Source organism: Flavobacterium chungnamense, assembly GCF_039539165.1.
In the GTDB taxonomy this organism is placed as follows: domain Bacteria; phylum Bacteroidota; class Bacteroidia; order Flavobacteriales; family Flavobacteriaceae; genus Flavobacterium; species Flavobacterium chungnamense.
In genome coordinates this window covers 90,069-102,659 of the sequence record NZ_BAABCS010000003.1, presented here as the reverse complement: position 1 = coordinate 102,659, position 12,591 = coordinate 90,069, and the positions used below count along the sequence as shown (strand labels likewise).

General features: G+C 31.3%; 9 protein-coding genes and 1 pseudogene. 5 read left to right on the top strand and 5 right to left on the bottom strand.

Features of this window, described 5'->3' with window-relative positions:
* The first annotated feature begins 79 nt into the window (after positions 1–79).
* From ABD771_RS01015 to ABD771_RS00995, 5 genes and pseudogenes are all read left to right on the top strand, one after another.
* Positions 80–4,069, top strand: a complete 3,990-nt coding sequence (locus ABD771_RS01015) for a GEVED domain-containing protein (RefSeq protein WP_345089366.1) — start codon at positions 80–82, stop codon at positions 4,067–4,069.
* 88 nt (positions 4,070–4,157) lie between these two features.
* Positions 4,158–5,153, top strand: a pseudogene (locus ABD771_RS01010) (glycosyltransferase family 2 protein); the annotation flags it as partial.
* Between the two features lie 48 nt (positions 5,154–5,201).
* Entirely contained in the window at positions 5,202–5,876 is a 675-nt protein-coding gene (gene coaE, locus ABD771_RS01005) for a dephospho-CoA kinase (RefSeq protein WP_345090046.1), read from the top strand.
* A 71-nt stretch (positions 5,877–5,947) separates the two neighbouring features.
* On the top strand, positions 5,948–7,531 hold the full coding sequence (locus tag ABD771_RS01000; RefSeq protein WP_345089363.1) for a sensor histidine kinase: 1,584 nt from the start codon (positions 5,948–5,950) through the stop codon (positions 7,529–7,531).
* A gap of 6 nt (positions 7,532–7,537) precedes the next feature.
* Entirely contained in the window at positions 7,538–8,242 is a 705-nt protein-coding gene (locus ABD771_RS00995; protein ID WP_298306159.1) for a response regulator transcription factor, read from the top strand.
* Positions 8,243–8,271: 29 nt separating this feature from the next.
* On the opposite strand, the gene ABD771_RS00990 is transcribed toward ABD771_RS00995, so the two are convergent.
* The 5 genes from ABD771_RS00990 to ABD771_RS00970 are packed head-to-tail and all read right to left on the bottom strand — an operon-like array spanning position 8,272 to position 12,584.
* Positions 8,272–9,000: an acyl-[acyl-carrier-protein] thioesterase gene (locus ABD771_RS00990; RefSeq protein WP_345089360.1), complete on the bottom strand. Its 729-nt coding sequence runs from the start codon at positions 8,998–9,000 to the stop codon at positions 8,272–8,274.
* A gap of 7 nt (positions 9,001–9,007) precedes the next feature.
* Complete coding sequence (miaA, locus tag ABD771_RS00985; RefSeq protein ID WP_345089357.1) at positions 9,008–9,931, bottom strand: tRNA (adenosine(37)-N6)-dimethylallyltransferase MiaA; 924 nt, start codon at positions 9,929–9,931, stop codon at positions 9,008–9,010.
* Between the two features lie 38 nt (positions 9,932–9,969).
* Positions 9,970–11,331 (bottom strand): exonuclease domain-containing protein, encoded by a 1,362-nt coding sequence (locus ABD771_RS00980; RefSeq protein WP_345089354.1) that lies wholly within the window; start codon positions 11,329–11,331, stop codon positions 9,970–9,972.
* Between the two features lie 48 nt (positions 11,332–11,379).
* On the bottom strand, positions 11,380–12,045 hold the full coding sequence (locus ABD771_RS00975; RefSeq protein ID WP_345089351.1) for a YggS family pyridoxal phosphate-dependent enzyme: 666 nt from the start codon (positions 12,043–12,045) through the stop codon (positions 11,380–11,382).
* Entirely contained in the window at positions 12,036–12,584 is a 549-nt protein-coding gene (locus ABD771_RS00970; protein WP_345089348.1) for a hypothetical protein, read from the bottom strand. Before ABD771_RS00970 ends, ABD771_RS00975 begins: the two co-directional genes overlap by 10 nt.
* Between the last annotated feature and the right edge of the window lie 7 nt (positions 12,585–12,591).

Genomic DNA, 12,591 nt, shown 5'->3' with positions numbered 1-12,591 from the left:
GCATAGATTTAAAGGCTCACAATTATTTGTGAGCTTTTTTTGTTTAATTTTATAGTTTTAAATTTAACTTATAAACAACATGAAAAAAAAATACTTTTTAGTAGCATTATTTTTTTGTTTGTTCCAACTAGGTTTTAGTCAGAGTTTATCACAGTATACTTTTTCACAAAGTAACTCGACATACACGGCAATAACTGGAGGAACAATACTTGGGTCAACAACTTCTGACGACCAAAGATTTTTAGATCCTGCAGTTCCATTTGGAGCAGCAAATTTTACAGGAGTGGGTTTACCTATTGGTTTCAATTTCACATTTAATGGCTATAGTTATAATCGTTTTGGTGTAAATGCAAACGGATGGATTTCTTTAGGTTCATCATTATTAACTCCGTCAGTTGATATGAATTCAACATCTTCTTACGAACCTATTTCTTCAACAAGTACCACAGTATCAAACCCATTAGTAGCAAGAATTTCGGCATTTACAAGAGATTTAATGTCTCAAAATGGAGGTGAAATCAGATTTGAATTAACAGGAACAGCTCCTAATCAGGTTTTAGTTATTCAATGGACAAATTATGCTAAATATTTAGCTGTTGGAGATTCTTATAATTTTCAAATTAAATTGTACGAAACAACTAATAAAGTTGAAATTGTTTACGGAACAATGACTGATAATGGAACTACTACAATTGCACAAATCGGCTTAAGAGCCAATCCAAATAATGTAGCAACAAATTTTGTTGGAAGAACTACTGCCGTAGATTGGTTTGGAACAACTGCAAGCGTTGCAGCAACTGATACTATGTTTTTATCAAATGTTATTTTTCCACCTGCTGGTTTAGTTTTTGCTTATACTCCACCACCATCTTGCTCTGGAACTCCAGCGCCAGGTAATACAGTTTCATCAACAGCTTTAGCTTGTAGTGGTGTCAGTTTTAATCTTTCATTACAAAATAGCACTTCAGGTTCTGGAGTAACATACCAATGGCAAACATCTTCTGATGGTATAGCTTACACAAATGCAAGTGGAGCATCAACAGATCCTACATATACTGCAAATCAAACTTCAGCAACTTATTATCAATGTGTAGTAACATGTACAGCATCAGGAATAAGTACTACTAGTAACGCTTTTATGGTTGGATTGAATACACCAACAAATTGTTATTGTATTCCTACCTATACTACAGGTAAAACAGCCGGAGATTTAATCTCAAATATATCAATTACAGGAACTACTTTAGCAAATAATTCAGGTACTTCGCCAACGAATCCTGCGTACACTTACTTTACAGGTCAACCAAATTATACAGGAACATTACAAGCAGGTTCTACTTATGTAGTAAATGTTTCTGTTGGAACTTTTGGAGGTCAAAATGTAGCCGTTTGGATTGATTATAACGATGATGGTACATTTGCAACATCTGAAAGAGTTGGATATACTACAGCTTCAATTGATGGTAACGGATCTGCAACTTTTTCAATCAGTTTAGCTTGTAATCCACCACTTGGAACTCACAGAATGAGAGTAAGAGATGTTTGGAATACTTCAGGTATCAATATTGATCCTTGTCTTAATTATGGATGGGGTGAAACAGAAGATTATGATGTAACAGTTTCAGCAGCTGTTGCTTGTCCTCAGCCATCAAATTTATTAGTTACTAATGTAACTGGTACTTCTGCAGTTTTAGGATGGACAGCTGGTTGCGTTGAAACAGCATGGAATATTTATGTAACTACTGCAGGTGGAGTAGCTCCAACAACTCCAACTTACTCAAGCGTAGTTAATCCGTTTGTTGTAAATGGTTTAACACCAGGAATAGCTTACGATTTTTATGTAAGTGCAGATTGTACAACTAATGGAGTTAGTCTTTGGACTGGACCATTTTACTTTGTTACTTCTCCAGTAAACGATAATTGTGCTGGGGCAGTTGCCTTAACAATAGGAAATGTTTTTGCAGATAACGATGTTACTGGAACTAATGTTGCTGCAACTAATTCAAATCCTCCTGCACCTGGTTGTGCAAATTTCTTAGGAGGTGATGTTTGGTATTCTGTGACTGTTCCAGCTTCTGGTTCTGTAACTATTGAAACTAATCCAGCTGCTGCTAGTGTTATTACTGATACAGGTATGGCAGTTTATTCAGGAACTTGTGGTGCACTTACATTTGTAGAGTGTGATGATGATGATAGTACTAATGGAAATTTCTCATTAATTGCATTAACAGGAAGAACTCCAGGTGAAGTTTTATATGTAAATGTTTGGGATTATTCAAATGATAACTTTGGACAATTTTTAGTTTCTGCTTACGATTGTCCTTCTACAACTCCAGCTCCAAATGGTGATGCAACTCAAATCTTTTGTAGTGCAGGAACTGTAGGTGATTTATATGCAGACGGAACAACTATACAATGGTATTCTTCTGCAACAGGCGGAACTCCATTAGTAGTAACAGCTAATTTAGTTTCTGGAATGTATTATGCTACGCAAACTATAAACTGTGAAAGTTATAGTAGATTAGCGGTTAACGTTATTGTATCTTCTTTTCCAGTTGTAAATCCAGTAACACTTTCAGTTTGTGATAGTGGGACAAGTACAGCAGTTTTTGATTTAACTTCAGCTAACACAGCTATTAGTTCAGAATCCGGAGTGGTTTATACGAATTATGTAGACTTATTTGATGCTGAAAGCGCTTCTAATGCTATAGCAAATCCTACATCATTTGTAGGTACGAATGGTCAAATTATTTTCGTAAGAGTTGAAAATGCAAATGGTTGTTATAGTATTGCTGAATTAACATTAAATATAACATTAACTTTAGCACCAACTGGAGATGCTGCTCAAACATATTGTGGGGCTAGTACTTTAGATGATTTAACAGTAGTTATTACTGGAACTAGTTTAGTTTGGTATAATGCTGCAACTTTAGGTACTATTTTGCCTTCATCAACTGCATTAGTATCAGGTACAACTTATTATGCTTCTCAAATAGAAAATAGTTGTGAAAGTTTAACACGTTTGGCTATAAATGTAACTGAAGATTGTCCATTTGCTGGATGTTTGACAGATACATATGGTCAATATCCATTTGATACTTACACGCCATCATGTATTGGAATTCCTCTTTCTATTGATGATTTCTGTTATGCAGGTGAATATTCTTTAGTAAATGTAACTTCTGGTGTTTCTTACATCTTTTCTAGTTCTGAAGTTACTGATGTTATAACAATTGGAAATGAATTAGGTACAATTGCTTATACTTTTGGGACAGGTACTGTTACTTGGACTTCTACTGTAACGGGTCCAATTAGATTCTACACTCATGTTGATACAAATTGTACTGCAGAACAATCTATTAGAACAAGATCAGTTCAATGTGGAACTCCACCACCAGCTCCAGTCAATGATGATTGTAATGGTGCAACAGCACTAACTCCTGGCGGAGTATTTACTGATAATCCTTTGGTTGGCACAAATTTAGGAGCAACTGCTTCTGCTGGTGTTGCCGATCCAACTTGTTCAAGTTATGAAGGCGGAGATGTTTGGTATAGTGTAGTGGTTCCAGCTTCTGGAAGCATCACTTTTGAAACAAATAGTGATGGAACTAGTGATGTAACTGATACTGGTATTGAGGCTTTCTCAGGTTCTTGCGGATTATTGACATCAATTGGATGTAATGATGATGATGGAACAGATTTTTTCTCACTTTTATCTTTAACAGCTTTAACACCTGGTTCAACTATCTATTTAAGAGTTTTTGATTATGATAATGTTGAATTTGGAACTTTTCAAGTATCAGCCTATGATGCTTCATTAGGAACGAATAGTTTTGATAGCTCAAACTTTACATTCTATCCTAATCCGGTTAAAGATGTATTGAATTTATCTTATTCAAAAAATATTGATACTGTTCAAATTATGAATATTTTAGGTCAAGAAGTTTCTGCTAAATCAATCAACGCTACTCAAGCAGCAATTGATATGTCGAATCTTCCATCTGGAACTTATTTAGTAAGATTAACGTCTGAAAATCAAGTAACAACGATTAAAGTTGTAAAAGAATAATTATAACTTATTCTTGAATAAATAAAAAGTCCTGCTTCGGCGGGACTTTTGTTTTATAGAAAGAGTATCTTTGTTAAAATTTTTTCGAATGTATTTTTCAATTATTATTCCAGTCTATAATAGACCTGACGAAATAAACGAACTGCTAGAAAGTTTACTATTATCTACTTACAAAAGCAATTATGAAATTGTAATTGTAGAAGACGGTTCTTCAATATCCTGTGAAGAGGTAATAAAGAAATTCACAGATAAATTATCTATTTCATATTATTATAAAGCAAATTCAGGTCCAGGAGATTCTAGAAATTTTGGAATGAAAAAAGCCAAAGGTGATTACTTTATCATCTTTGATTCAGATTGTATTATACCAAAGAACTATCTTTCTGAAGTTGATAAAGAACTAAAATCTAACTATGTAGATTGTTTTGGGGGTCCAGATAAAGCACTAAAATCTTTTTCTAATATTCAAAAAGCTATTAATTTTTCAATGACTTCTTTTCTTACAACAGGTGGAATAAGAGGTGGTTCTGAGAAAATAGACAAATTTCAACCAAGAAGTTTCAATATGGGAATTTCTAAAAAAGCATTTGAAGAATCTAAAGGATTCGGAAACATTCATCCAGGTGAAGATCCAGATTTATCCATTAGGTTATGGAAATTAGGTTATCAAACAAAACTTTTTTCTTTGGCTTTTGTTTATCATAAAAGAAGAATAGACTGGGAAAAGTTTACTATTCAAGTATCAAAATTTGGTAAAGCAAGACCAATTTTAAATCATTGGTATCCAGAATATAGTAAACTAACTTATTGGTTACCTTCTTTATTTGTTATTGGATTTATAATCTCAGTTGGGCTTTTAGTAATTCTATTTGATTGGGGATTAAAACTATATTTTTTATATTTCATAATAATCTTTATTGTATCTAGTATTCAAAACAGAAATCCATTAATAGGTTTATTATCTATAGTAGCTGTTTGGAAGCAATTTTTGGGATACGGTTTTGGGTTTTTAAAATCTTTTTTCAAAATTAATATTCTCAGAAAAAAGCCTCAAGATGCTTTTCCTGAATTGTTTTTTAAAATAAATTCTAATCCAATTGAAGCTGAAAAAGAATTGATTTTTGAAAAGCAAATGGAAACTCCAATTCAAAAATCGGTAGAGAAAGTTATTGATAAGATTGTTACTCCTATTAATAAAATTGTTGAACCAATTGTAACAAAATCAAAAATAATTGGTCTAACAGGAGGGATAGGTAGTGGTAAAACTACAGTTGCAAAATATCTTATCTCTAAAGGCATTCCAGTTTATATTTCTGACTTAGAAGCCAAAAAAGTAATGGAGTTTCCTGAGATTATTTCCCAAATTGTGCAAACTTTTGGAAATGAATTAATTACAGATAGTCAAACTTTAGATAGAGAGAAACTTGCAGCGATTGTTTTTAATGCTCCAGAAAAGTTGAAACAACTTAATACTATTGTTCATCCAGCTGTAAAAAAACACTTTGATAATTGGATTGCAACAAATCAAAATCATCCAATTTTAGTAAAAGAAGCAGCTATATTGTTTGAAAGTGGTAGTTATAAAGATTGTGATAAAATTATTACAGTATCAGCACCATTAGAGTTAAGAATAGCGCGTGTTTTGAAGCGTGATTCGACTACTAGAGAGAAAGTATTACAAAGAATAAACAATCAATTGTCTGATGAAGAAAGAATTACAAGAAGTAATTTTGTAATTAAAAACGAAAATTTTGAGGATACTAAAAAACAAGTCGATGAAATTGTCAATTTATTGAAAAATAGATAATTATTTGCCTCTATGTTAATGTTTGGTTAATACATTAACAGAATAAATGTTAAAATGCTAAATTTGTTGTGATGAATAAGTTTGTTTTTCGGCTGTTAGTATTATTAATGAGTTTATCCTTGCTAGGGATAATTTTAGTCCAAGTTTATTGGTTTAATACTTCATTAGAAAACAACGAAGAGCAATTTAAGTTTCATGTAAAACAGGTTTTAGGCAGCGTTGGCAACAAACTTCAAAATAAAGAGCGTTATGCTTTTTATAAAAAAAACGGAAGATTTAAAGACAATGCCAAAAAATCTCCCAAAAGTGAAGATTTATTAGAATACGGTTACTACGAAAGAAATGCTAAAACGAATAAAACAATAATTTATTCCAACAGCATTATTTCTGAGGATTATGATATGTTTTCCACGTTCTTTGATAAAAGACTTGATAGTCTTAAAGTAAAAAATTACACAGCCAAAAGAAATACTAAAGTATTTAATAATAATTCATTTGATAATTCAGGAATTCAAAACACAATTATTCCTGATTTAACCATTGAAAAAGCAGGAGATTTAAAGATTCTTGAAGATGCTCAATTTGAAATTGCCTACAAAGATGTGGTAGCTAATTATCCAATTAACGAACGTGTTTCTAAAGAGCAATTAAATGAATTATTAGACAAAGAGCTTAAAGAATATGGAATCAAAACTCCATATGAGTTCAATATTTACAGTAATGGATTAGCAACAAAAATAAAGTCAGAACATTTCAATTTTGATAAATATGCTACTTATTCGATTCCTGTTTTTATAGACAATGACGGAAATAACAAGTACATGTTGTTAGTTACATTTCCACAGAAAAAGAAGTTCTTGTTTTCAGAAATTCTTGCTATAACGCTGTTATCGGTAGTTTTTACTTTAATAATAATTATAGCTTATGCCAATGCGTTACACCAATTAATCAAACAACGTCAAATATCTGAAATTAAAACAGATTTTATTAATAACATGACGCATGAGTTTAAAACGCCAATTGCAACTATCAATTTAGCTTTAGATGCTATTAAAAATCCTAAAGTAATTGATGATAAAGAAAAAGTATATCGATATCTTCAAATGATTAGAGACGAAAACAAAAGAATGCATGCTCAAGTAGAAAATGTTCTTAGAATATCAAAACTTGAGAAAAAAGAATTAGAGATTACCAAAGAACCATTAAACGTTCAAGATATAATTGAAGAAGCAATAGATCATGTGAATTTAATTATTGAAGATAGACAAGGAGCTATTATAACTCATTTTGAAGCAAATAGAACCACAGCATTACTAAATGATGTACATTTTACCAATGTAATTGTTAATATTTTAGACAATGCTATAAAATATTCGCCAGATGTGCCCGTTATAGATATATATACAGAGAACATCAAAGATTTTATACTAATTAAAGTAAAAGATCAAGGCGCAGGTATGAGCAAAGTGGCTCAAAAAAGAATTTTTGAAAAATTTTATCGCGAACATACAGGCGATATTCACAACGTAAAAGGACACGGATTGGGTCTGGCTTACGTGAAACGAATTGTAGAAGACCATAATGGTCAAGTTTTTGTTGAAAGCGAAAAAGGAAAAGGAAGTACATTTATTATAAAAGTCCCATTGATAAATTAAAAAATTATGGAAAAAGAAAATAAAAAAATATTATTAGTTGAAGACGATCAAAACTTTGGAGCCATTCTGAAAGATTATTTAATGTTAAATGATTTTGATGTTGTATTGGCAAAAAATGGGATGGAAGGTTTTGAAAAGTTTAAAAAAGACACTTACGATTTGTGCATTCTTGACGTAATGATGCCTTACAAAGACGGATATACTTTAGCCAAAGAAATCCGTGAGAAAAATAAAGAAGTGCCTATCGTTTTCTTAACGGCTAAAACCATGAAAGAAGACGTATTGAAAGGATACAAAGTAGGAGCAGACGATTACCTAAACAAACCATTCGATTCTGAAGTGTTGTTGATGAAAATCAAAGCCATCATGCAAAGAAAATCATCTGAAACCAAAGCTGAAAATGTTCAGTTTGAATTCCAAATTGGTAAATTTCACTTGAATTCTAAACTACGTTTCTTGAATTTTCCAGGTAATGAACCAATAAAATTGTCACCAAAAGAAAACGAATTGCTAAAAATGTTAGCACTTTATGTTGAAGATTTAATGCCAAGAGAATTAGCATTAACAAAAATTTGGAGAGACGATAACTACTTCACATCAAGAAGTATGGACGTTTACATTGCTAAACTAAGAAAATATCTAAAAGAAGATCCAAATGTAGAAATTTTAAACATTCACGGTGAAGGATTTAGATTAGTCGTAAAAAAATAAATAGAAAGCTCCAAGAAATTGGGGCTTTTTTATTTCAATTCAAGTTCCAAACCAAAACACACTTTTCCATCTTTACTTACTGTAAAAACGTTCTTATTTTTTGCAATTGAAATGACTTCGTTCAACGAAACTTCTTTCAAGTAATTCATTTCAAAAGCTGTCAATTCTTGTTTCAAAAGCTTTTTTGAATCCACATAATCCAAACACCATTCTAAATATTTCACACTATTAGCATGATTTACAATATCTAAATCAGATAGTAAAACAGTTCGTTCTGCAACTTCTTCAAATTCCTGCTGAAGATCTATTTTTGCATAACTTTTTTCAGTTGCGCTGACATTTGGATATTTTTCAAAATGTTCGTGAGGCAATGCTAAAGCTTCCGGACGACGTGTTTTGGTATTAAAAACTGCCCAAAAAGTTTCGCAACCCACAATCTTGTCATCGCCAAGATATAATTCCAAACAACGTGTAGAACGGGAATTTTCTAAAGATTTTATCCAAGTTTTTACCGTCACTTTATCTTTCCATTTTGGTAAACGCTTAATCTCAACTCGCATTTTACTTAAAACCCAAGCTTGATGAAATTCTTGCATATCGCTAAAACTAATACCACCAACTTCCGAATGTGTTGCTGCTGTCAACTGAAATAAATTACACAATTCAGTATATTTCAAATAACCATTTGGATAGCATTGTAGAAAATTGATTTCCCAGTCTTTGGTTAGAATAGAGGTGAAGTTAGGTGAAATAGGCATGGAAGTATTAAGATTTTATGAGTTGGTTAATATGCTCAATTATTTCTTTTCTATCAGTCAAATAATCAAACCAAACCGCATTTTCTGTTCGTTTAAACCATGTTAGTTGACGTTTTGAAAAGCGTCTTGTGTTTTTTTTGATTTCTTCGATGGCTAATTCTAATGTTGTTTTTTCTTCAAAATAATCGAATAATTCTCTGTAGCCAACCGTTTGTAAAGCATTCAAATTTTTATTTGGAAACAACTTTTCAGCTTCTGCAAGTAATCCTTCATTTATCATAATATCAACTCTTTGGTTGATTCTTTCATACATTATTGCTCTTTCGGCTTCCAATCCGATTATGATTGGAGTGAAGTTTCTTTTGTTCTTCTCTTTATTTAAAAACGAAGAATAGGGTTTATTTGTACCAAGACAGACTTCAACAAAGCGCATCATTCGTTGCGGATTTTGCAGTGTTTGTGGATTGGTTTCTGTTATAAAATTGAAATAGTAACTATCTAAATGTTTCAACTGATTTTGAAGATAATCGATTCCTTTTTCTTCATAATTCAATTTCACCTCCTCACGAACTTGCGAATCGATTTCAGGAAAACTATCAAATCCTTTCAAAATTGCATCAACATACAAACCAGAACCGCCAACCATGATTTGTATATTATTTTTCTGAAATAATTCGTCTAATTTGGCAATAGCTTCCTTTTCGAAATCTCCAACGGTGTAATTTTCAAAAATAGATTTATTTTGAATAAAATGATGTGTTGCACTTGCTAATTCTTTCTCATTTGGAACAGCAGTACCAATTCTCATTTCTTTAAAAAACTGACGACTATCACACGAAATAATATCACAACCAAAATGTTGAGCCAAAGCAATACTCAAGGAAGTTTTTCCTATAGCAGTTGGTCCCATGATGGTAATTAAATAATTCAAAAGGTCTATTTTCTATTTTCTTTTCTCTCTTTTCTTTTTCAAAACTTCACAACCTTTAACACCTTATTCTTTCTCAAATAACTCTGAATAATAGTTCGTGTATCTCGATTATTTTGCATCGGAATAATGATGTTTTTCAAGACTTCAACATTAGTAATTTGATAATTCAAATCATAGAAACAATAGCCTTTGTAAATGCCGTTTTCAATTAAAACAGCACTTCGTTCATCAACTTTTCTACCTCTATCAATGATAATCATATTGTTATTTTCAAACGTCATTTCATTGATAAAATCCTCAACACGTTGGTTATATTCGTCAGGTGATTCTTTTCCTAAACAAGCACCGTTGCATTCTTTTATTTTGTGTTGAAAACATCCATTTTGCGTTTCATATAATCCGTTCAATTTCTGACATAAATTATATTTCTCGGTGATTCTAAACAACGCATTTTTTCCTTCTTGAAGTGTTGTAAATGCTGTAATTTCTTTCTTTCTACCATCTGCTTTTTGAAGTCGTAAATTCAAATAACCATTGTCGTCTAAAACTTCATACAAAGCATATTGAAAAATACTTTTGCGCTGCGCACGATTGTAAATTGGTTTGTTGATTTTGATTTCTTCACTTTCTTTCAAAAGCGCAATCAATTCACTTCCAGTTTCTTCATAAGTTACTGCAAAAACTTCTAATTGAATCTTTTTACATTTATTGGTTTTTCCTGTAAAATGCTGATTGACACGTTTTTTTATATTCTTGCTTTTGCCAATATAAACTAAATCACCTTTTTCGTTATGAATATAATAAATACCAGTTTTGTAGGGTAAACTTTCAACAATATCAAGCAATTTTGGAGTTAAGCCACTTTTAATTTCTGCTTTTATAGAACTTATCAAAATCTCTTTTTCAGTATCTTTTGATAATAATAATTTGAATAACTTCACGGTTGCTAAAGCATCACCACTAGCTCTATGTCTATCGGTTACAGGAATTCCCAAAGCACGAACCAATTTTCCTAAACTATACGATTCCATTCCAGGAATAAGTTTTTTAGATAATTCAACTGTACAAAGTGTTGGACGAATGAAATCGTAACCCAATCGAGTAAATTCGGTCCTTAAAATACGATAATCAAATGAGGAATTATGCGCTACAACAATACAATCTTGTGTGATTTCAATAATTCTTTTGGCAACTTCATAAAACTTTGGAGCCGAACGCAACATAGCATTATTAATTCCAGTCAACTTAACGACAAACGGCTGAATTTCCTTTTCAGGATTGACCAAACTGATAAATTGATCCACGACTTCGTGACCATCATATTTGTAGATGGCGATTTCGGTAATTCCTTCTTCGTTGAATTGACCTCCAGTGGTTTCTATGTCGAGTATGCAGTACAAATAAGTGATTAGTAATAAGTGATTAGTCTTTTTTCTTTGTTCTTTTTTCTATTTTCTTGTTCCAAAGATACTACTTCCTATTCGAACCATTGTACTTCCGCACTCAATTGCTAATTGATAATCGCCAGACATTCCCATTGAGATAGTGTTCAGTTGGCAGTTGGTAGTTTTCAGTTCACGTGCATTGTCAAATATGTTTTTCAAATTTTGAAATTCTTTTTTTATTTGGTTGTGATTTTCTGTGAAGGTTGCCATTCCCATCAATCCAATAATTCTTATGTTTTTCAACTTTTTGAATTCTTCTGAAGATAGAATCTCTGTTAATTCCTTTTCATCCAATCCAAATTTACTTTCTTCTTCGGCAATAAAAATTTGAAGCAAACAATCGATGACACGGTTGTTTTTTATAGCTTCTTTGTTGATTTCGTGTAATAATTTCAAACTATCAACTCCGTGAATCAAATTTACAAATGGAGCAATAAGTTTTACTTTTCGTGATTGTAAATGACCAATAAAATGCCATTGAATATCTTTAGGAAGTGCTTCATGTTTTTCAACTAATTCTTGGACATAATTTTCTCCAAAAACACGTTGACCTGCATTATAAGCTTCCATCAAATCAGCTACAGGTTTGGTTTTAGAAACGGCAACTAATGTAACGTTTTCAGGAAGTTGTGATTGTATATTGAGGAGGTTTTGTTTTATTATTTCCATTTTCTTTCGTAAAAAATATTGTCTATTTTTTTAGATATACCATAAATCCAATTATTAAAGCTTTCACAGAAACTGAAATATGTGATATCATTATCTTTTTCTAAACTTGAAAAGTTTGTAAAAATACTATAAGTACCATTGTAATATGTGTTTAAAACTTTTATGTTTTTGATTTTATTATTTTCATAATATAATTCTACAAATACATATTCAAGACTTTTTTTGTTATATATTGTTTCATATTCATAAGTGGCTTTAATTATTTCAGGTTGTGGAATAGGATAATCTGGACCGACTATTGCCATTGAATCAACTTTTATTGTATCTAAATATGAATTTTTATATATTTTTAATGAGGCATCAGTTTTAATTTTTAAAGTCTTTTTACGACTAACACTCACACTCCTTTCAATTTCAAATTTCTGTTCAATGTTTTTTTTTGATTTTAAACAAATACTATCAATCTGCTTATTAGTAAGTGATTTATTTTGTGAAAAAGAAGAAGTTGAAATTAAAAGTAATAGAAATATTTTTCTCATTTTTAAA